Origin of the sequence: Bifidobacterium oedipodis (assembly GCF_012932425.1) — a bacterium.
In the GTDB taxonomy this organism is placed as follows: Bacteria; Actinomycetota; Actinomycetes; order Actinomycetales; family Bifidobacteriaceae; genus Bifidobacterium; species Bifidobacterium oedipodis.
Map to the genome: position 1 here is coordinate 31311 of NZ_JAAIII010000006.1, position 22490 is coordinate 53800.

Annotated in this window: 16 protein-coding genes; 9 read left to right on the top strand and 7 right to left on the bottom strand. The window is 57.3% G+C overall.

Going from position 1 to position 22490, the window contains the following annotated elements:
* Positions 1–52: 52 nt before the first annotated feature.
* Positions 53–1204: an alpha/beta fold hydrolase gene (locus tag G1C95_RS09590; protein ID WP_169172732.1), complete on the bottom strand. Its 1152-nt coding sequence runs from the start codon at positions 1202–1204 to the stop codon at positions 53–55.
* Between the two features lie 148 nt (positions 1205–1352).
* Complete coding sequence (locus tag G1C95_RS09595) at positions 1353–3968, bottom strand: S9 family peptidase (protein ID WP_169172866.1); 2616 nt, start codon at positions 3966–3968, stop codon at positions 1353–1355.
* 644 nt (positions 3969–4612) lie between these two features.
* Between G1C95_RS09595 and G1C95_RS09600 the strand changes: the two genes are divergently transcribed.
* The 8 genes from G1C95_RS09600 (at position 4613) to pknB (ending at position 15178) form a co-directional block, all read left to right on the top strand.
* Positions 4613–5647 carry a hypothetical protein gene (locus tag G1C95_RS09600; RefSeq protein WP_169172733.1) on the top strand — a complete coding sequence of 345 codons (1035 nt, stop codon included), beginning with the start codon at positions 4613–4615 and terminating at the stop codon, positions 5645–5647.
* A gap of 426 nt (positions 5648–6073) precedes the next feature.
* A complete protein-coding gene (locus G1C95_RS09605; RefSeq protein WP_169172734.1) occupies positions 6074–6775 on the top strand; it encodes an FhaA domain-containing protein in 702 nt (233 codons plus the stop codon).
* A gap of 12 nt (positions 6776–6787) precedes the next feature.
* On the top strand, positions 6788–7309 hold the full coding sequence (locus G1C95_RS09610) for an FHA domain-containing protein FhaB/FipA (RefSeq protein ID WP_169172735.1): 522 nt from the start codon (positions 6788–6790) through the stop codon (positions 7307–7309).
* A gap of 4 nt (positions 7310–7313) precedes the next feature.
* Positions 7314–9017 (top strand): PP2C family protein-serine/threonine phosphatase, encoded by a 1704-nt coding sequence (locus G1C95_RS09615; protein WP_169172736.1) that lies wholly within the window; start codon positions 7314–7316, stop codon positions 9015–9017.
* Entirely contained in the window at positions 9014–10711 is a 1698-nt protein-coding gene (locus G1C95_RS09620) for an FtsW/RodA/SpoVE family cell cycle protein (protein WP_205832804.1), read from the top strand. The genes G1C95_RS09615 and G1C95_RS09620 overlap by 4 nt, the downstream gene beginning before the upstream one ends.
* Positions 10708–12174, top strand: a complete 1467-nt coding sequence (locus G1C95_RS09625) for a peptidoglycan D,D-transpeptidase FtsI family protein (protein WP_169172737.1) — start codon at positions 10708–10710, stop codon at positions 12172–12174. The genes G1C95_RS09620 and G1C95_RS09625 overlap by 4 nt, the downstream gene beginning before the upstream one ends.
* Positions 12171–13115: a serine/threonine-protein kinase gene (locus G1C95_RS09630; protein ID WP_169172738.1), complete on the top strand. Its 945-nt coding sequence runs from the start codon at positions 12171–12173 to the stop codon at positions 13113–13115. The genes G1C95_RS09625 and G1C95_RS09630 overlap by 4 nt, the downstream gene beginning before the upstream one ends.
* 2 nt (positions 13116–13117) lie before the next feature.
* Entirely contained in the window at positions 13118–15178 is a 2061-nt protein-coding gene (gene pknB / locus G1C95_RS09635; protein WP_169172739.1) for a Stk1 family PASTA domain-containing Ser/Thr kinase, read from the top strand.
* 105 nt (positions 15179–15283) lie between these two features.
* On the opposite strand, the gene G1C95_RS09640 is transcribed toward pknB, so the two are convergent.
* Genes G1C95_RS09640 through G1C95_RS09650 form a run of 3 tightly spaced genes read right to left on the bottom strand, consistent with a single transcriptional unit; the run spans position 15284 to position 17971 of the window.
* Positions 15284–15928: an anthranilate synthase component II gene (locus G1C95_RS09640; protein WP_169172740.1), complete on the bottom strand. Its 645-nt coding sequence runs from the start codon at positions 15926–15928 to the stop codon at positions 15284–15286.
* A 40-nt stretch (positions 15929–15968) separates the two neighbouring features.
* Entirely contained in the window at positions 15969–17132 is a 1164-nt protein-coding gene (locus G1C95_RS09645; RefSeq protein WP_169172741.1) for a class E sortase, read from the bottom strand.
* A gap of 20 nt (positions 17133–17152) precedes the next feature.
* The gene (locus G1C95_RS09650; protein ID WP_169172742.1) at positions 17153–17971 is read right to left on the bottom strand and encodes a DUF881 domain-containing protein; all 819 of its coding nucleotides are present in this window, start codon (positions 17969–17971) and stop codon (positions 17153–17155) included.
* Positions 17972–18070: 99 nt separating this feature from the next.
* Between G1C95_RS09650 and crgA the strand changes: the two genes are divergently transcribed.
* The gene (gene crgA / locus G1C95_RS09655) at positions 18071–18550 is read left to right on the top strand and encodes a cell division protein CrgA (RefSeq protein ID WP_169172743.1); all 480 of its coding nucleotides are present in this window, start codon (positions 18071–18073) and stop codon (positions 18548–18550) included.
* Between the two features lie 314 nt (positions 18551–18864).
* Here crgA and G1C95_RS09660 read toward each other — a convergent pair whose 3' ends face one another.
* Positions 18865–20229, bottom strand: coding sequence for a bacteriocin secretion accessory protein (locus G1C95_RS09660; RefSeq protein ID WP_169172744.1), 1365 nt, complete (start codon positions 20227–20229; stop codon positions 18865–18867).
* Positions 20230–20247: 18 nt separating this feature from the next.
* Positions 20248–22401 carry a peptide cleavage/export ABC transporter gene (locus G1C95_RS09665; protein ID WP_169172745.1) on the bottom strand — a complete coding sequence of 718 codons (2154 nt, stop codon included), beginning with the start codon at positions 22399–22401 and terminating at the stop codon, positions 20248–20250.
* Positions 22402–22490: the final 89 nt, after the last annotated feature.

The following is a 22490-nucleotide window of genomic DNA, read 5'->3' on the forward strand; positions in this document are numbered from 1 at the left end:
CCGCACACGATACGGTCTGTCGCGATGTGTGCGAGCCATTGACGGGTCGGAACTAATAGGATGCGCTGGCAATCATTGGATCGTCGTAGAAGTTCAGGATGCGTTCCAGATATGGCTGGTAGGTGGCGTTGGGCATGGAGAAAATCTCATGCTGGGATTCGGCGAATCGCACCAGCTGTGCCTCGCCGCCGCCGTCCTTCACGCGTTGGACGAACGTGTTCTGCGGTTTATTGAGCACCCACACATCGCGCCCGGCCTGGAACAGCAGCAACGGCGTTTCGATTTCGGCGCACGCCTCGGGTTGGAGAATCGCACGGTTCAGTCGCAGCGCCTCACGCACCCAGCTGAACGTGGCGCAGTAAGTCTGGTATTCGGGATGCTCACAGCGCAGCTTGTGATACCAGCGTTCGCGGGCTTCGCTGGAGTATTGGTAGGAGCTCAGGTCGAGCACACCGTCGAAATCCTTCTGCCCGAATACACGCTGACGACCCATGCCCAACGCGCATAGCGCTCCGACCAAACCACGCGTCAGCCATAGCGGCATGCCGGTTTGCGGGGCGATCATGGGAGCGGACAGCACAGCCTTATCGAACAGCGAGGGGTAGCGTTCCAGCAGCGCCGCACCAATACCGCCGCCCATCGAATGGCAGAACAGATTCAGCGGCATACCGCCCGCATACTGTTGGCCCACGCTGGACGCGAATGCGGCGAGGTCGACCACATACCGTTGCCAATCGTCGATCCACACCATGCTGGGATTGTCCACGTTGCGTTCGGACTTGCCATGCCCGCGATGTTCCAGCACGCACACCGAATAGCCGGCGAGCAGGAAATACCACACCAGTTCGTCGTATTTTTCAGCGAATTCGGTGAAGCCATGGCTGATAACGATACAGCCACGGAAACTGGCCGTGGCACCCTGCTCGCGAATCTCGTCGAATTTGCCGGCATCGTAAGCCAGATAGTGCAGTTTGCCGTTTCGTTCGTCGGCGAGTGTGCTGGATACGGTGCCCTGTGCAATCGGCTGGGTCGTGCTGTCGAGCTCGACGACGAATCCGCCATCGGTCAACGGTTCCAAACCGGCGTCACGCTCGGCCTTGGTCGGGTCGAACCAGCCTTCTTGGCGGCAGCGGGCGAGCGCAGGCAGAACCGTGCCTTCCATCTCGGCCTGGTAATTGGACTCGTCAATCAAGCTGAATTCCATATCGACCATCCTAGCGGGGCGTTCGCCGCCAATCGGGCTCATTGGCCCGATTAATCCGGTCAGCGCAATTGCGACAAATCGGATCAATCGGGCCAATCAGTTCTGAACGTTGTCTCTAGGTGTTGTCTCTAGGCGTTAGCGTGAGGCGTCAGTCAGCCAGTGCTTGCTTGAGGAAGTCTCGCTGGAGCACCAGCAGGTTTTCGGCCACCGTCTCATCGTTGGTCATATGCGTGATGCCGGTCAGCGGCAGGAAGGTATGCGGTCGGCCTGCGGCCATCAACGCTTGGCTGAGGCGCAGGGAGTGTGCGATGGTCACATTGTCGTCCGCAAAACCGTGAATTAGCATCAGCGGACGCACGAGCTTCGGCGCGTCGGCGATGATGGAGTTGCGCTCGTAAACGGCTGGGTCGAGACCAAGATAGCGCTCGGTGTAGTGCGTATCGTACAGCGTCCAATCGGTGGGCGGCGCGCCGGCACAGGCGGCCTTGAACACATTCGGCGCGTCCAGTACGGCGAGCGCGGAGAGGAATCCGCCATAGGACCATCCAATCATCGACACCTTGTCGAGATTCGGACGAGGCGCATCGGCCGGCCACTGCTTCATCAACTCGGCAAGACCGTGCACGGCTTCGACCTGATCGGCGAGCGTCACGGCCTTCATATTCTCGAAAATCTCACGATCCCACTTCGGGCCTCGGCCTGTGGTGCCGCGACCGTCCGCCGTAACCACCACGAAGCCCTGATTGGCCCACCATTGTGCGTCGCGATAGTAGCTCTGCGCAAGCGCGACCTGCTGGAAGCCGGGGCCACCATACGGCAACATCAGCACCGGCAATTGCGCAGCCTTCGCATACTCACTACCTGCGCTTGGCATGGTGATGGCGGCCAGCAGCGCATGTTCGCCGGGCATGGTGACGAAGTGAGTGTTTGGCGTGAAGCCCGGGTCGGCGGCGTAGCTGGCGATGCTAACGCAGGATGTGCGGTATTCTGCTGTCACATCGTCGAATGCAGTATCGGCTGTCCAATCACCAGATCCGGCATCGTTGGCCGCGCTATCGGCAATCGCAGCGTTCTCAGAAGACATAGTCTCAGAAGACATAGCCTCACCAGCTGGCGTTTGTTGCGGCTGAGACGACTGCGAACCGCGCTCCCCCTGCACCCCGCACAGGCAATGCAGCATAGTGGGCTGACGGTCGCCCATCGTGCGCCCGGAAACGACCAGACCGCTCTCACCGCGAGTCGCGGTCCATACGCCCGGCGTAGTAGTAATCGGGCGCACATGCCCGTCATAATCGAAGCTCACCACATCGAAGCTGCGTGCATCGTGCTGGTCTGTGTCGGCATGTTCGCCCCATTCGGCCGGCACATCATGGGCCAGCTGCGGATCACGTTGAATAACGCACAGCACGTCCTGATCGGTTACCGACAGCACCGTACGCACATTCCAGCCCACCGGCGTGAACGGACGGGCATCCACAGTCAGCCGGTTCGTGTCCGACTGCATATCGTTCAGCGCGCATACCAACCGGCCATCCGGCGTGTATGCGGGAGTACCGGCGATCAAATCAAGCCACTGGTCGTTGTGATGTTCCTGCAGCACACGGGTTTCGATCATCGGCCATGACGTGGCGGAAGCTTCCGGCTGGTCAGCGTCGACTGCGACTTCAGCATCAACGGCAGCATCCAGAACATCAGCATCCAACCAATGCGCATCATCCCCCGCAATCAATACTTCCAGCACCTGGTCGTCCGTTTGCCGGCGATTCTGCACCAACAGCAGCGGATTGTGGCCCTGACGCCAGTTCACCACGGCAAGATATTCGTACGCGTCGCTATCCCAAGCCACACGGCCCGCAGCCTCCACATGCGTGCCGTTCTCGCCCAAACGCACCGCATACAATGCCACCTGCGCGTTGGACGACAGCGCCCGCGGGTAGCGGCGGGCCGTAGCGGCCGCTTCGGGGTTGGTGGGATCGCTGATATACCAAACCGGCTCCTGCTCGGCACTGAACCGTTCGATCAATAGCGTCCGTGAATCCGGCCCCCACCAGAAGCCCTCATAGCGGTCCATTTCCTCGCCTGCGGCGAATTCTGCAAGACCGACTTTCACCACATCCCGATGCTCAGGCGTCACGCCCATCACCGCGTCGATGGCATGCGATTGCAGGTCGAACACCACCAGCAGTGAACCCGTGCTCCAAGCCACACGACGGCCATCCGGGCTGATACGCGGATTGAGCACCGGAGTGGGATCGAAATCATCCTGCGACTGATCCGCCAAGTCGGCGACGAGAATTTCGCTGGTGCGCACCTCCACGCACGCAGGCCGCTGGCCCTGTGAATCTTGCGTACCGTCAGCAATATCAACTGTCGATACGAACAGGCGGGAGCCGATCACATACACCACTCGTTTGCCCGCATCGTCAACGCTATAGCTCACAATGCCGGCACCGCCTTCGCGTGCGCGTTCACGACGTGCCCGTTCCTCCGGCGGCACGTCTTCGTCACCTGCAACATCCTTGTCGTCTTGCTCGGCACCCAACGGGTTGCGTGCATCGACCAGTTCGGTTTCATGATGATTGCCGGCGGCATCGAACCAGCTCATCCACAGGTTGTTCACCAGGTCTTCGGCACCATCCGACCGCAGGAATAACGCCCGCGTGCCATCGCCAATCGCTTGGGCCGCATGCGGTGCACCACAACCAAACCGCAAGGTGCGGGCCTTAATACGCGGATATGCCGCAATCGCCGCGACTTCGCTCATCTCATCATGCTGTGTCTGCTGCGTCATTTTGCTCGCCATTGCCGGCACTGATTGTCCATTCGATTCAGATGCCGATACAAATTTCTTGTCATCATGCTGTTCGCTCATGCTCCCCACCCTAATACCCCTAGCCGCCCTCTGCCACGCCCAGTGCCAGTCCAACGACAATGCAGCGGCCTGAGCAGTCGGTGCCCACCGTTCATGGCACTTTTTACGGGAAACCCCGCAATAAGTGCCTCGTAGAACCGTGTTTTGCTCCGTTAGAGGCACTTCTCGTAGGAAATCCACAATAAGTGCCATCTACCGCCCATTTCCCGACCGCTCGCGGCACTTCTTACGGAACAATCCGCAATAAGTGCCTCGTAGCACCGTGCTCAGTTCCATTCGCGGTACTTCTTGTAGAAATTTCCGCTAAAAGTGCCCCGACCATACTGCCGCGCGCCTGTTGTTGCAATAACCTCCATCTCAACGCATCAGTGCGAACAACGCACCAACCCCGTATCAATGTGGATAACTGCGCACATTACCGCACAAACACATCGGAGAAACCGCCATCGAACAACATATCCTCGCATAATCGAAAGCTCTCTCCACATGCCTCATTTTTATGGCAATCCGAACGCAAAATCAGCTATGGTCCCAACATGAGACGTAACAAACGACTAGAGCAAGCGCTCAACCAAGCCGAGCATGCCAAACGCTGCCTATGGGCCACAACCAACGCCGGGCGCAAAACCCTGTACCGGCACCATCGCGGCGGCTATCTCACCCGCGTTCGCAAAACGCTGTACACGCGAACAAGCTATTGGGAATCGCTAAGCCATTATGAACGCATCATGCATATTCTGCGCGCGGTATCCGCTAAGCAACCGAATTGGACACTAATAGGAATCAGCGCGGCCGCAGTCTGGGGGCTCACACAATCCTATGCCTTGCATTCACGAACCTTCATCACTACGAAATATCTCTCACAGCCCCTCAAGCGCAACTTCCTCATCTTCATTCCCATACCGACAACGGATGAACAACTTGTGCAGGGCATCAAAGTAACCGGACTATCACGCACTCTTTTTGACTGCGCGCGGATGCTGCCATTCCGCGACGCAGTCGCCATAATGGATGCCGGACTTGCCAAAATGATTGCCGATGCTTCACGAATAGGCATGGCTAGCGGCAATAGTAAAGCCGAGCTACGCCGCTATTTCCAATCACTCCACGAGCAAGGCCGGGAACGTGTGCTATTCGTTCTGGATTGCGCCGATCCACGCAGCGAAAGCGGAGGTGAATCCATCGCCCGTGCCGCCATGCGCGAATGGGGATATATGATTCCGGACGTTCAAGCAACCTTCACCGATCCCATTTCGCAGGGAACCTACCGTGTCGACTTTCTCTGGAAACTTCCCAACGGACGCATAGTTATCGGCGAACTTGATGGCAAGGCAAAGTACACCGACCCGGCAATAACCAATGGACTTGACGCAGTAGACGTGGTACTCAAGGAAAAAGAGCGAGAAAGTAACTTACTGCTCTCTGGCAATATCGGTTTGGTGCGGTTCTCTTTCAAGCAGCTCATACAACAACCCGAGATTGTCAAACGCAAGCTGGATCTGGCCGGCATTCCTCGAGTAGACATATTTCCTTCATCGTTGTTTTACGAGAATTACGGAACTATCTTGTAATGACGAAATAGCACATATGCGGTATCACGCAGCGACGAACTATCTGTGCGCCCTACCGACGTTTTGTATAACATCACTACGGCACTTTTTACGGAGCAATCCGCAATAAGTGCCCCGTAGAACCATGCTCTGCTCCGTTAGAGGCACTTTTCGTGAGAAATCCACGATAAGTGCCGCCAACAGCCCATTTTCCGACCGCTCGCGGCACTTTTTACGGGAAACCCCGCAATAAGTGCCCCGTAGAACCAAACTTCACTCCGTTAGAGGCACTTCTTGCGGGAATACAGACAAGAAGTGCCATAAGAACATGCCCCTGCAATTCTCGACGCTTACGGCACGCAATGAAGCTTTTGCAAGTATTCACAAGTGGTTTTGGCCTAATGCGGCTCGGTGCGTACTATAGTCCAAGAATAGAAAGGGAGGACTATGAGCGTTCTCGACCGTTTTGAGAAAAGCGTGGAAGGCGCGGTCAACGGAGTATTTGCCAAATTCGGCTCCAAAGACCTGCAGCCCGTCGATCTATCCAGCGCCCTGGAGCGCGAGATCGACGCCGAAGCCATGCCCGTGGGCCGCGACCGCACGGTGGCCCCGAACGAATACCGATTCAAGCTGAGCACCCCGGATTTCGACCGCATTGAAGCATGGGGCAGCGAAACCCTGGCCAACGAGCTGGCGGACAACCTCACCGAATACGCCAAAAGCCAGCATTACGCTTTCGTAGGCCCGGTGGTGGTGATCTTCGAAGAGGATCTGAACCTGAGCAAGGGCAACTTCAATCTGTCTTCCGAATCGGTGCAGGGCAATGCCGTGCCCGTCACCACCGACGCGCAGACCCAGGACAGCCCCGTGCTTGAGGTGAACGGCAACCAGTACCTGCTCACCAAGGAAAAGACCATTATCGGCCGCGGCTCCGGCTGCGACATCGTTATCGACGACCCGGGCATTTCACGCAAGCATCTGGAGATTGACATCACCGATAATGGCGTGATTGCACGCGATCTGGGTTCCACCAACGGCACCTACGTCGAAGGCCATCAGGTTCCTGCCGCCACACTGCTGGACGGCAATACCATTACGATTGGCCGCACGCGCATCCTGTATTGGGCCTCCGCGCAAGCCCAGGAGTAGTCAGGCCGGCTTATGACCGAACTGACATTCGCCCTGTTAAAGTACGGGTTTCTGATCCTGCTCTGGGTGTTCGTATGGCTGGCGATTCGTTCGCTGCATAAGGACATCGAGACGTTCAGCCCGCGACCTTCGCGCACGCGTCGTCGCCGCGAACGTGAGGCGACCGCCGCCAAATCGGCGACGCCGGTCGCACCTCAGGTTCAGCGCCCGCAGCATCCCCAGCAGCCGGCCTCCCGTGTGGAGCCCACGCTGTTGGTTATTATCGACGGGCCGCTGGCCGGTAGTTCCGTGCCGCTGACCGACACCGAAATCAGCCTTGGTCGCGCCGCGTCGAATACCGTAGTGCTGGATGACGAATTCGTCTCATCCCATCACGCCCGCGTATACAAGGATTCCCGTTCCGGCCAGTGGGTCATCGAGGATCTCAACTCTACCAATGGCACCGTGGTCAATCAGCAGCGCATTAGCCAGCCTGCTATTCTGCCCGCCCGCGTTCCCGTGCGCATCGGCGCCACCACCTTCGAACTGAGGTAGCCGCATGCCCACATCCGCCGCTTCACAACCGTTGTTCCTGTATTCCACCACCGTGTCCGACGTGGGCACTGTGCGTTCGAATAATCAGGATTCATCCTTCGCAGGTGAGCATCTTATCGCCATCTGCGATGGCATGGGCGGCCACGCCGGCGGCGACACAGCTTCCAGCATCGCCATCCGCTCACTCGCCCATATCGAGCAGGACGACACCGGCGGCGACGTGGAAGTCATCTCGCGCATGATGGAAACCTCCGTGATGGCCGCGCATGACGCCATCGTGGGCAAGGCCAAGCGCGAACGCAAGCTTGCCGGCATGGGTACCACCGTCACCGCAGTGGCGCTGGTGGCCGGCTATTGGGTGGTTGCACACATCGGCGATTCGCGCGCCTACCTGCTGCGCGACGGCCATCTGCGCCGCATCACCTGTGACCACAGCTATGTGCAGCACTTGATCAGCACTGGCCGCATCAGCGAATCCGAGGCCAAGAATCATCCGCAGCGCAACGTGGTTATGCGCGTGCTCGGCGATTTCGACATCGACCCCAGGCCTGATATTTCGATTCGCAAGGCCCACCCTGCCGACCGCTGGCTGTTATGCTCCGACGGCCTGTGCGGTGTGCTGGAGGATTCCACGCTCGAAGAGGCCCTGACCACCATGTCTGATCAGGGCGAATGCGCTCAGCGGCTGGTGCAGATGGCCCTGCGTGCTGGCAGCACCGATAATGTCACCGCCGTAATCGCCGACGCCACACTGGCGCTGGATGCCGATGCGTTCGATTTGCCGCATCAGACGCCTTTGGTGGGTGGCGCGGCCAGCAGCAATCTGGAGCCGATCGCCGATATCGTCAACGAACCGGTGGCCACCGCCCCTCCCCTGCGCGAGGATGATTCGCCCGCCCAGCGCGCGGCGGCGCTGATTCAGTCCGCTTCAGCCCCGGCAAACGACAATGAAACACAGCAGGATACGCAGGATTCTGAGGAACAGGCTTCTCGCGTGGTGCAGCCGTCAACCGTGCGCGAAGAGATCGGCGAGCGTCCGAATCCCGACACCGGTGAGATTCCGGTGGTGCAAAAGCCGGACGGCCGTATTTCCGCCGATCCGAACGACCCGGAGGTGGCCAAGGCCATTCGCGCCGAGCAGGCCGAACAGCGCAAGGCCACGCGCGCCAAGAAACGCCGCAGCCGTCTGGCAACGATTATCATCTCCGTACTTGCGGTGCTGGCGCTGGTTGGCGCAGGTTTTGGTACCTACGCCTGGAGCCAGACGCGCTACTATGTGGGCAATAGCAACGGCAAGGTTACGATTTATCAGGGCGTGCCCACGAATTTGTTTGGATTTGAATTGTCTCACGAGGTGACGCGCACATCCATCGTCACGTCATCGCTGCCGCAGACCTGGCAGGATCAATTGGAGCAGGGTATTACCGTGGATTCGCTCAGCGAAGCTGAGTCCCATGTGGACATTATCCGCAGCGAAATGAATAAGCTGCGCAAGCAGCAGGAAGAGGATACCAAGCGATCCGAATCCTCTGATAAGTCCGAAGATAAGTCGGATACGTCCGATAAGTCTGATGCATCCGATAAGTCTGATGCATCCGATAAGTCTGATGCATCCGACAAATCGGATACGTCGAATAAATCCGACCAATCCGACAACAAGCCGGATATTGGCGCAGCCGATGATGCGACAACGGGAGGCACGCAATGATCGTGACCCGTTTGCGTCAGATTTCGCTGCTGCTGATCGCCATGGGCATCGGCTTTCTTGCGTTCTTCCAAATGTTCATGCGCACCGCAGGCAGTTTCCCGACGAATTATGCGATTATGCTTGGCATGGTCGCACTGCTGAACGTGGTGGTGTGGGGTTTGGTCGTTAAATTCCAGCCCTACGCCAGTCAGTCGATTGCACCATGCGTGCTGTTGCTGACGGCCACTGGTGTGGTGATGATCGCTCGCATCGATCAGTCGTTGGATACTGCCAGTGCCATGCGCCAGCTGCAGTGGCTGTGTCTGGCGTTGGTTTTGGTGGCGATTATCATCGTGGGATTGCGCGATTACCGCCTGTTGCGGCGTTTTTCCTATGTGTCGATGGTGGTGGGTTTGGCGCTGCTGCTGTCGCCTATGCTGCCGGTGATCGGCAGCGAGGTCAACGGCGCGCGTATTTGGGTAAAGATTCCCGGTCTCGGCTCGTTCCAGCCGGGCGAATTCGCCAAACTCTTCCTCGCCTTCTTCTTCGCCGCCTACCTGTTCGATCATCGTGACCAGCTGGCTGTGGGCGGTAAAAAAGTGTTGGGCTTGCAACTGCCGCGCATCAAAGATTTAGGCCCGATTATTCTGGTGTGGGTCGCTTCGATGGGCGTGCTGGTTATGCAGCATGATCTGGGCACGTCACTGATGTTCTTTGCCATGTTCGTGGCGATGCTGTATGTGTCCACCGGCCGCACCAGCTGGATTATCATCGGTCTGATCGCTTTCGCTGCCGGTGCGGTGCTGGCGGCCAGCGTATTCAGCCATGTTGGCTCGCGTGTGGATGCCTGGCTGCATCCGTTCAGCAACGAGCAGTACACCAAGCCGTATGGCGGCTCCTGGCAGCTAGTTACCGGCATTTTCGGCCTGGCGTCCGGCGGTATGGTCGGCACCGGCTTGGGCCAGGGGCATCCTGCACTCACCACATTCGCGAACTCCGACTTTATCTATGCCTCTTTGGGCGAAGAGTTGGGATTGGTCGGACTGCTGGCCATTTTGGTGCTGTATTTGCTGATTATCGCCTCCGGCTTCATCACTGCCATGAAAATCAAGGATGGGTTCGGCAAGCTGCTGGCCTCCGGACTGGTGTTCACCATGGCCTTCCAGGTGTTCACCGTGGTCGGTGGCATTACGCTGGTGATTCCGCTTACGGGCCTGACCCTGCCGTATATGGCGGCTGGCGGATCCAGCCTGATCGCCAACTATATTCTTGCCGCACTGCTGATTGTGATTTCCAATGCGGCCAACAAACCCGAGCCGGAATTGACGTCGGATACATTCCAGTACGAGGCTCTCGCCGTGCTGCGCAATAAGGAGCTTGAGGCACGCGCCCGTGCCACTGAGCCGATTGAACGCCCGCGTGCTTCGGCGCCACGATATGCCGCACAGGTTGAAGAGCCGGCGCACACGCCTGCCCACGTGCCGACCCATGCGTCGGATCACACATCAACCGATACGCCGGCCGACGCGTGGACCAGCACACGATCCGAAGCACGCCATGCCGCCACGCCAGCGCACGCCGAGGACGGCGATCTGCCGATCACCAGTGAGGCGTTGCCGACAACCGGCACGATTCCGCCGCTGCCGCCAACCAGCGGTTCAGCCAGCACAACCAACAAACCAACGATCCGCAATAACGGAGGTGAACGCGCATGAACAAATGTCTTCGTCAGCTGTTCACTGCCGTCGTGGTCTTGTTTGTGGTGCTTGGGCTGAGTTCCACGATACTGATGGCGATTCGCGCCGATGAGTTGAACAGCGATTCTCGCAACACCCGCTCGCTGTATCACCAGCTGGGTGCCTATCGCGGTGCAATCCTCGCTTCAGACGGCACGGTGATGGCCAAATCCGAGCCTGTTAACGACGCTTTCAAATATCAGCGCTCGTACACGAATGGTCCGCTGTATGCGCCGGTTACCGGCTACTTCTCGATCAGCCAACCGGCAGACCGCGGTCTGGAAGCCTCCAGCAGCCAGCTGCTCAACGGCGAATCTGATTCGCTGATGTGGCAGCGTTTGAAGAACCTGCTCACCGGCGGTGTGAATCAGGGCGCCTCGCTGGAAACCTCCATCAGCCCCGCGTTGCAGCAGGTGGCCTACGATCAGCTGGGCGATCGCGATGGTGCCGCTGTGGCCATTGAGGTGAAAACCGGCCGTATTCTGGCCATGGTGAGCACGCCAAGCTACGATCCGAACACACTGGCTACGCACGATACCAAGGCCGCGGCCGAAGCCTACAACTCACTCGCCCAGGGCGAGAATAGCCCGCTGATCAACCGAGCCACATCCCAGGTGTACCCTCCGGGATCCACTTTTAAGACGATCGTGGCTGCGGCTGCGTTGGAAACCGGCGATTATCAGCCCGATACGCAGATACCGGCCGGCTCCACCTATACCTTGCCCGGCACGGCCACCCAGCTGCCGAATTCAAACGCGGCTGCCGATGGCACCAATGGTCAGATTTCATTGCAGGACGCCGTTGCCTACTCGTCCAACACCGCTTTCGCGCAGTTGGGCGTCACGCTTGGTGCCGACAAGGTAAGCGATATGGCCACCAAGCTGGGATTCGGCAGCACCATCACTATCGATGGCAACGAGTCCACCGGCACACCGATGACGGCCACCGCCTCCTCGTTCCCCAATGATCCGGCTGACGACAGGCTGGCTTTGGCATCCATCGGCCAGGGCGATGTGACTGCCACCCCGTTGCAAATGGCTATGGTGGCTCAGGCGATTGCCAATAACGGCGAGCTGATGCGCCCGACGCTGGTTGACCGCGTGCGTGCCGCCGATTTGAGCGTGATTTCGCAGACCAAGGCTCAGATTATGGCCAATGTCTTCAGCAAGGAGACCGCGGACAAGCTCACTTCGATGATGCAAGGCGTAGTGACCAAGGAAAACCAGCAGTTGGCTCTTGATGGTATTTCCGTGGCTGCGAAAACCGGTACCGCCCAGATTGGTGTCAATGGCGAAAGCATCGACGGCTGGGTTATCGGCTTCGCTCCGGCCGAAGACCCGAAAATCGCCATCGCCGTGGTGGTGCATAATACAGATCTTTATGGTTCGCTCGCCGCTGGCCCGATCATGCGTGCGATGATGCAGGAGGCGTTGCAGCAATGAAACTGATCGAAGGACAGCTGATTCATCGTCGATATCGTCTCGACAGCCGACTCGCGCAAGGTGGCATGGGCGAAGTGTGGAAGGGCTACGACATTCAGCTCGGCCGCACCGTAGCGATCAAAGCGTTGCGATCGGATGTGACCAGCGCCGAGGCCAAACTGCGTCGCCTGCGTGCGGAAGCGCATAATTCCGCCAATTTGGCGCATCCGAACATCGCAGCATTGTTTGAATACTACGAGCACGATGGCATCGGCTTCCTGATCATGGAATACGTGCCGTCAAAATCGTTGGCCGACCTGTACCACGAAAAAGGCGCGATGGATCCCATCGAATTGCTGCCGATCCTGATTCAAACGGCACGCGGCCTGTTCATTGCGCATTCGCATGGCGTGATTCACCGCGACGTGAAGCCCGCAAATATCATGGTCTCCGATTCCGGCGAAGTCAAAATCACCGATTTCGGCGTCAGCTACTCCACCGGCCAAGGCCAGATCACGCAGGATGGCATGGTGGTGGGCACCGCGCAATACATTTCCCCCGAACAGGCGCAGGGACAGCAGGCCACACCCCAGTCAGACATCTATTCGCTGGGCGTAGTGGCCTACGAAGGACTTGCCGGCCATCGACCGTTCACCGGTGCCACACCGGTGGATATCGCGGCCGCACACGTTAACGACCCCGTACCGCCCCTGCCGGATACGGTGGATGTTCAGCTTCGAGAATTCGTAATGTCGATGCTGGCCAAAGACCCTCTCGATCGCCCGAAGGATGCGCTGGTGGTGTCGCGCACATTGGCGCGCATCGAACGCCGTTTGTTGGACCAGCAAACGGAAATGATGGATAGCACCATGGTCACTAGCGGCAGCCGCTTGCCCCGTAGAGTCTCCAGCACACCTCGCATTGTGCTCAGCGGCCGCACGACAATTGGAAGAAGGGATTAGCAATGAGCAGCACTATGCCCAGTGCGCTGGCTTCCGGGCGTTACCAGCTCGGTCAGCTCATCGGACGCGGTGGTATGGCCGAGGTTCATGTGGCCCTGGACACGCGTCTGGGCCGTACCGTGGCCATCAAGATCATGCGCGCCGATCTGGCCACCGATAACATCTTCCTTAAGCGTTTCCGCCGCGAAGCTCATGCCGTGGCGCAGATGAATAATCCGAACATCGTCAACATCTATGATTCCGGCGAAGAGGTTGTTGAGGGGCCGAACGGCACCACCGAAACCCTGCCGTATATCGTGATGGAATACATCAAGGGTCAAACCCTGCGCGACATCATCAAGGTGAACGGTGCCCTGAGCCAGCGCGACAGCGAAATGGTGATGCTCGGCGTGCTGGGTGCCCTTGATTATTCGCACCGCATGGGTGTGATCCACCGCGATATCAAGCCCGGCAACATCATGATTTCCGAACAGGGCGTGGTCAAGGTCATGGACTTCGGCATCGCCCGCGCGCTCGACGATTCGGCCGCCACAATGACCCAGAGCCAGGGTGTGGTGGGCACCGCGCAATACCTGAGCCCCGAACAGGCTCGCGGCGAAACCGTGGATATGCGCTCCGACCTGTATTCGGCCGGTTGCGTGCTCTATGAGATGCTGACGGGACGCCCGCCCTTCACCGGCGATTCCGCTGTGGCCATCGCTTACCAGCATGTTTCCGAAATCGCCACGCCGCCGTCTTCGGTGGTGCCGGGCTTGCCGCCCATGTGGGATCGCATCTGTGCGAAGGCCATGGCCAAGGATCGCCAGAACCGTTATGCCACGGCCGCCGAATTCCGCAACGATATTCTGTCGTTCATGAACGGTGGTGTGCCGGTGGCGGCCGCGTTCAACCCGCTAACCGACCTGTCGAATGTCAAGGCGCGCAAAGCCGCCGAGGATGACGCGTATAAAAACGGCACTGCCCCCACAACGGCCACGCAGACGTTCAATCCGATCACCGGGCAGTTCGAGCGCGTCACACCGTCGCCGCTCAACAACCCCACCGCCGTCAAATCACGCGCCGAGCAGCGTGCGGCGGCGGCCAAAACCAAGCGTCGCAAGCAGATCATCATCGGTTCGGTAATCGGCATACTGGCGTTGCTGGCGATTATTCTGGGCATCGCCTTCGCCATTGGCAACCCGAAGAACAACACCACCGAAATGGTCACCGTGCCCACGTTCAACGCCACCATGTCCAAAGACACCATCAGCGCCAAGCTCAAGGCGTTGGGCCTGACGATGGTGGAGCGGCAGGACACCGATTCCACCGAAAAGGCCGGAACCTTCACCGATCAGGATCCGGAGGGCGGCACCAGCGTGGAGAAGGGCTCCAAAGTGGAGGTCTGGTTCTCGGCCGGACCGCAGTCCGTGCCTGTGCCTGACGTTAAGGATAAGAGCCAGGAAGAGGCCCGCCAAGAGCTTGAGGATGCCGGCTTCACGGTAAGTTCCAGCATACGCACCGAAGATAGCGACACTATCAGCAAGGATATGGTGACCAGAACCGATCCGGCTATCGGCTCCTCGCAGCCCAAGGGCACGTCGATTACGATTTACGTCTCGTCCGGCATGACCAAGGTGCCTGACAATCTTGTGGGGCAAACGCAGGATGCGGCGCAGAAGTCGTTGACCGACCGTGGCTTCTCCGTGGTGATTCAGAGCGAAACATCCAACGATGTGGCAGCCGGTTCGGTTTCCCGTGTGGAGCCCGGCTCCGGCACATCGGTGATGCAGGGCAGCACCATTACCATCTGGGTGTCGTCCGGCAAGAGCCAGGTCGCCGTGCCAAGCGTGACTGGCTGGACGTTCAGCCAGGCCAAGGCACAGCTGGAATCGCTCGGATTCAAAGTGACGCAGTCCGGATCCTCCGGAAACAGCGATATTGTGCTGTCCACCAACCCGGCATCCGGCACAATGGCCGATGAAGGCGCAACCATCACCGTCACCACCCAGAGCAGCAGCACAACGGAGCCGACGCCTACACCCACCCCAACGCCGGATCCTGACAGCGGTAGCGACACCGACTGATTCGGCGATAATCAAACAAACGAAAACTGCCCTTGGCAGTGTCAACTTAATAGCTGACACTGCCAAGGGCAGTTTTCGTAAGACAGATTGTTGTCAGGTGACCGCCTACTTATTGACCTTAGGCTGCAAACCGGCCGACAATTCGACCGCGCTGGGCTGGCCACACACCTTCAGCCAGTTGGCCAGCAGACGGTAGCCGTCCTGGGTCATCACCGATTCCGGGTGGAACTGCACCGCATACATCGGCTTGTCCTTCACCCTAATGCCCTGCACAATATGATCATCCTGCGTCCAAGCGGTGACGACCAGCGTATCGGGCACCGAATCGGGCTCCACTGCCAGCGAATGGTAACGGGTGGCGGTCATCGGATTGGCCACACCTTCGAAAATCTCATCATCCACATGCTCTACCAAGCTGGTTTTGCCGTGCATAATGGTGGGCGCGTGGCTCACCGTGCAACCGTAGACCTCCGCGAGCGCCTGCAATCCCAGGCACACACCGAACATCGGCATGCCTTCGGCGGCGCACAGGCGAATCATATCCTCGCTGGCACCGGAGTCGGCCGGAGCGCCAGGGCCAGGGGAAATGAGCACGCCGTCATAACCGTCAAGCACGCCGGGTGCGGACGGATCGATGGCATCGTTGCGCACCACGTCCACGGTGGCACCCAGGGTTTTCAAATATCCGACGATGGTGTAGACGAAGGAATCGTAGTTATCCACCACCAAGATGTGCGCCGAATCAGTCATGCTTGTTCTCCTTCACGTCTGGTACTGCAAGCCATACTACTCATTCAACGGCCACGAAATTCGACATCTGTTGCAACAGTGGAATATTGGCGGCAGCCCATGGGAATCCCCACTGGAACAGCGCGGCAGCAGCGGCGAACAGCAACAGCAACAGCAACAGGCACCGGATCGGCAGTACGCCGGGCTGCAAGCGCTGCAGAGTGCCGTAGATGGAGGCATCGGGGCGGCGACGACGGCCCTCACGAATCGCACGCAGCGCAGGCCAGCGCCAGGCCACAGCGGCGGCGATGAATACTATCGCCCAAGCCACCAACGCCCACGCCACCACTTTGTCCAGCGAACCGATGCGCGAGGCGACGGAGGGGGTCTGTTTGACTGCGAACGTCACCGTGCCGGACGAATCGGTGGTGGCCAGCTCGGCGGGTACGCCGTCGGATACTTTGGCCCAATATTTCAGCTCGCCGTAGCTAATCCACCGGTGTGTGGGAGTGGAATATTTCGGCTCGCAGGTGGTCAGAGTGATCATGCGTTTGGTGGCTTCGGCTCCCGGATTCTCCGGATTGGCACCGATTACATACACGTCGGTGGGCAGCACGATTTCGTAGCTGGCATAGGAATAGACGTACCAGTAATCCTGCGTGCGGATGATGATTGCGTCACCAACCTGCAACTTATCCACGTCGCCCAACGGCTGACCGTAGCCGTTGCGATGCCCGGCAATGGCGAAATTGCCGACCTGACCGGGCAGTTGGCTGGTGGAATAATGGCCAAGCCCGTGACGGTTGAGCTGTTCGAGTGTGGTGCCCTCGACCAGATTGCGATGCCAATTCTCACCAAAGCGGGGAATGTACACCTGTGCGATCAGATCACCGTATTGCGGGCTTTCGGGTTGAACTGGCGGATCACCCTCTTGCGCTTGGGCGACACTGACCTGTTCGCCGTCCTGCCCGGGTTCGCTCCACGACACCGACTGCATGGTTTCATTCTGCGTCTGTTCCGCTTCGACGCCGGTCCACCACATCTGCCAAACGATATACAGCGCGCAGATCGCAGCGCAGGTAATCAAGATTTCCGCCAGAATGCCCAGCAGCTGCCACAGCACGCCACGACGTTCGTGCGTAACGACGTTCGCACTGCCGGTCGCCTCTGTGTTCAATGCTTTACCTTCACTGGAACGATGGGCTGCGTGCCTACTGCGTGCCATATATATGCCTTCTGTTCCTGTTAGTTTTCGTTGCTTGTACCGTCACCGGAGCCTGTACCCGTGCCCGACTGCGTGCTCTGCTGGCCATCTTCCAGTTTCGACGTATCAACCGTGGCATATTGCAGTTGCTGCAACAACTGGGCGGTGGCCGGAAAATCAAGATCCGTTTTGGTTTCCACCTTGTACCCGATACCGAATGTGGTGACGTATTGTTTAAGAATCGTAATGGCATCCGAATCGTTGAGCGCCTTGCGCAGCTCCTCCGGATCACCGATGGCGGAGATGGTGAACGGAGGCGCGTATTTCTTACCGTGCAGCGACAACACGTTGCCCGAACAATAGACTGCCGAATTGAATAGCACGCGTTGATCCATAATCATCAGCGCATCGGCCCCACCCGCCCATAGCGCGTTCACCACGGCCTCGACGTCTTGCTGGTGGATGACATAGTCGTTGATATTGGCAGTCGAACCACTGTCGTTGACGGCGGTCTCCCACATCGGCGAATCATCCAGGGTCACGGTGACGCCTTCACCCGTCAAACGTGGCAGCATCAGGCTGGAACCGGTGTCATCGCTATCCGTGCCTTGTTTGCCGTCACCGAGCACTTCGGTGAGGTTACCCACTTGAGCTGTCAGATCGGTGATATCTTTCTGCAACTCGTTGACTTCGTCAACGCTTTGCTCCACACGGTCGGCAGTATCGTTATATACGGTGGCAGTCTGATTGACGCGCATATTGGTGGTCAGCAGGAATCCGCTGAGCGCCACTACGACAAAAACGGCCACACTGCCCCATATGGAGCGGCGTATGCCGTGTCTGCCGACGTGCTTAGCCATGAATTTCCTGCCTTTACCCTACTTTTTTGGTGGATTGTGCGCTGCTTTCGAGTCTACCCACTATTATGATTTCTAGCCTAATGAATGGAGACTAAGCTGATGGCTGACGAAGAGCTGCACGAAACCGACTCGAACGACCAGAAGAACCTGCAGGCGGAGGCTTCCGCCGAAAGCGTCGAGACCACCGACGCTGCTGCGACCGATACTGCCGCCGCTGATACTACTGCTGATGCAACGGCCACGGATGATGAGGACTTTGGCGTCAACATGGAAGAAGTCCAGGCCGTGCTCAACGCAACCGCCGACAAGGCCACGCTGACCCCGCAGATGCAGCGTATGATGAGCCGTCAGGCAGAGAACACCAAGCGTGTGGAAGAGACCATCAAGGGCACCAAGTCGAACCCGCGCTGGTTCGTGCCACTGTTCTGCTTCTTCATGATCATCGGCCTGATCTGGTGCGTGGTCTACTACCTCTCCCCCTCCGGCTCCTGGCCCATCCCGAACATCGGCGCTTGGAACCTTGCCATCGGCTTCGCCCTGATCATGGTCGGCTTCCTGATGACCATGGGATGGCGCTAAAGCGTTTGGTTTTAGAGTAATTGAGCTTGCTCTAGTTTGATTTGAGGCACTTCTTGTTGAATACCCACAAGAAGTGCCTCAAATAGTCTGTTATATGCCTGTTGCCGGCACTTTTGTTGGGGATTCCCTCAAAAAGTGCCGGCAACAGCATTATTACGCCCTGTTCGCGGCACTTCTTGCGGATTTTCCACGATAAGTGCCGCGAGTAGCCCATTCTGTGTCTGTTAACGGCACGTTTCGGGGAAAATCCACAAGAAGTGCCGCGAACAGGTCTGCTTCAAGCAGGTTTAGTACGATTCAGCACCGCCTCGGCATCACGGATGCACTAATTTGTCCCAGTAATAGGCCAAATAGGGCTTCTTCCCCGTGATAATCACGGTTTCGCCCTGAAATCCATACCGTAGATACTGCGACTGGCCAGGTTTACTGACTACGCTCGCACGCACTTCATAATAATTACCTTGCTCCGTACGAGTAGGAGACAAGGCGATGGAGCGAACCGTTGCCTCAAGAATTAGCGGCTTCGCTGAATTCTGATAATTACTGAGACGCACCCCCTGCCCCTTTCGGATTTCCGTGATTTCGGATACCGGCACCATCAGCATCACGTCCAGCTGTGTTCCATCAGTCAGTTTTGGGTACACTTCAGCCACGGTCGTTCCCGCAGGTATCTGCTTAAGTCCCTTCACTTCCTCATTGACGTGCAGCACACCATTCGCGGTCGCTTCCACCCACAGATTCTCTGTGTCACCTTGGGCAAGGGCAATGCTGGTTTTCAATTCCAATTGTTTCGACTGCACGGTAGCCAGTTCTTTATCGGCATTCAGTTGATATTGGGCTTGCAAGGCTTCTATTTGGCTGTCGAGGCTGCTGGATTGAGCGGTTATCGAGCCGGCACTTGCTCGCTGTGTGCGCAATGACGCGATTGACTCATTCAGTTCCCGCACGGACGAATCAATATCGGCGAGGGTTTGGTTTTGCAGGGTTGTTTTCTGTTCCGCATCTGTAGTTGCATTCGCTTGGGCCTGGTATGTAGCATACGATGCGATAAAAGCATTGTCGTCGGGCAGCACTCCGTCAGAGGCCACTGCTTGTCGCAATTGTGCATAGTCATCAAGCAATTGCTGCGCGTGAACTATCTGCTCATCCACGGATGCCTGAACTGTGGCGATAGCGGCATTCTGATCAGCAGTGGATTGATACTGCGTAGCCGCATCACGACGCAGTGCGTCCACCCGCGCATGAAAATCGTCCAGCATGGCGCTGTAACCAAATTCATCAGTCTCGATGGAAGCTCCGGTGTCGTCGTTCAATCCTGCGATCAGACGTTCCAAGGCGCGATGCTGTTGGTCGGCCACTTCTAACTGTTGACGTAGTGCTTCCAACTGAGTGTCATCTTCCGCACTGTCGTAGGCGAGCAGCAAATCGCCTTTATGCACTTCACGGTTTTCTTCCACATGATTAACCGTTATCGGTTTGTTGCTTGTGGATTGGATACGTGTCACAGTTCGCGACGGCACGATTTCACCAACGGTTTTCACGGTAATCTCACGCGTACCGATCAATGAAAACGCCAATAATCCCACCACAATGGCAAGCACCGGCATGATTACCATTGTTGAAAAATTCCTGTATCGCCGGCTGTAGTATTCCGAACTTTCAAACAGTCGTGAGTCCATAACAATCCCGTTTCGTCATCAATCGGTGAACAGGTGATAATATTCGCCGCGCTTCGCCATCAGCTGCTCGTGGGTGCCTTGTTCGCAGATACGCCCGTGGTTCATCACCATAATTGATCCGCAGCGCGAGGCAACAGTAAGACGATGTGCAATAAATATGATGGTCTTGTCATGCAAGGCCAATAGGTTATCAATGATTATCTTTTCCGTAGCCACGTCCAGACTGCTGGTGGCTTCATCCAGCACCATCACGGGCGCATCCGCAAGCAGGGCACGGGCAAGAGCGATCCGTTGTTTTTGCCCGCCGGAAATGGCAGCCGCGTCACTGGTAAGTTCAGTGGAATAATTCATCGGCATCGATTCGATATCCGCTCGAATTCCAGCGATTTCCACGGCCCGTATGATGTCTTCCTGCGTGGTTCCAGGCTTGGCACCAAGCGTCAGGTTGTCCATGATCGATCCGGAGAAAATGTAGGGTTCCTGCGGCAAGTAATTGATATGACGACGTAGAACGTTTCGTTCCACGTTGTTCACGTTCGCATTGCCAACAGTCACGCTGCCTTCGGTAACGTCATAGAAATCAACTAACAGCTTGGCTAATGTGGTCTTGCCCGAACCACTCATACCGACGATTGCCAGCTTGTCACCTGGCTGAATGGTCAGGTTGATATCCGTAAGGGTGTTGCGCCCATATCCGAATTTATATGACACATGATCAAGTTTGATAGGTCCGGCAAGCTGCGCGGAGTCGGTGACGGTTTGGCTGTTGTTGTGTTCCGATGCAACCAGAAACACCTCGTTGAGGCGGTTATTGGCGACTCGCGCGGATTGCAATTTGGTCTGCAAATTGATGATGTTCAACAATGGCTCAGTGAAATAATTAAGCAGCGTATTGTAGGTAACCAGTTGGCCGACGCTGATTGCATTATCCATTACCAATCGCGCACCCACCCACAGCACCACCACATTGAGCAGCAGCCGCGCAGCACTTTTCAAGACGGTTTGCAGCGTCTCAGCCTTGGCATAGGAAAAAGACTTGTCAAGGTATTTCACGAACTCACGATCGATTTTGCTGTAACGCTCCTGCTCACTGGACAAAGATTTGACAGTTTCCACGCCATTGATGTCTTCGATGATGGATGAGCTGACGATGGAGTTTGCCTGCATCGTATCGTTGTTCATACGCTCGAATGGCTTCACGAACACGAAGATGATCAGTGCATACACCGGCAATGCCACCAGCGTCAGCAGGAACAATTGCACGTTCTGCAGGCCGAGCACGGCTCCGACGATTACCACTGTGCCGACGTCAAGGAACACGGAGATGATGGTGCTGGCAAGAGCGTCAATAATCGAGTTCGCATCGGTAAAACGCGAGATGATTTCTCCCGTGCGGCGAGTGGAGAAAAAGCTCATGGGCAGTTCGAAGATGTGACGGATATATGAAAGAATCACATCAATGCTGAGACGCTGCCCAAGCACGGTGAGCAAATATTGCCGCGCATATGACAGCACCTGTTGGATAGCATAAGCAGCGATAAGACCGACGGAGACGATGCCCAACGTTGATTTCATCTGATCTGGAATATACGTGTCAATCAGCGCTTGCAGAAAGTATGAACCCACCACGTTGATGAGGGTGACCAGTAACGCGGCAACAATGATGTTGGCGATGAGCCGTTTGTTTTTCAACAGTAGCGGCACGAAGCCAAGCAGACCACTGTTTGTCTCCTTGTGCGGCCGGTATTGTGGTGCCGGCCCCATGAACAGGGCCACGCCCGACCACTCTTTTTCAAAATCGCTTTTGGCGACCTTGCGCACGCCCGTGTGCGGGTCGGGATCGGCGATAACCAGATTGTCTTTTACGGACTTGTACACCACCACATAGTGCAGAAGCTTGCCTTGTTTAAGGATATGAGCGATGAACGGATACGGCACATCATCCATGCCGAATAACGACATGTCTGCTTTGACGGCTTTGGTCTCGAAACCGATGGCTTTGGCAGCTTCAACCAAGCCAAGCGCAGTAGTGCCCTCCATATTGGTTTTCGCCAATTCCCGCAGATGCGCCAGAGAATAGTCAGAACCATAATGCTTGGCGATGGTAGCCAGCGCAGCCACACCGCAATCACGCATGTCCACCTGCGGCACATAAGCGTATCGCTTGAACATGAAACCCCCATCATCCGTAAGCCGCCGTATGAATGATTCCATCCAATCAGGCGCACGGTCATTCCACGACTCATATGCTTCTCTTAATA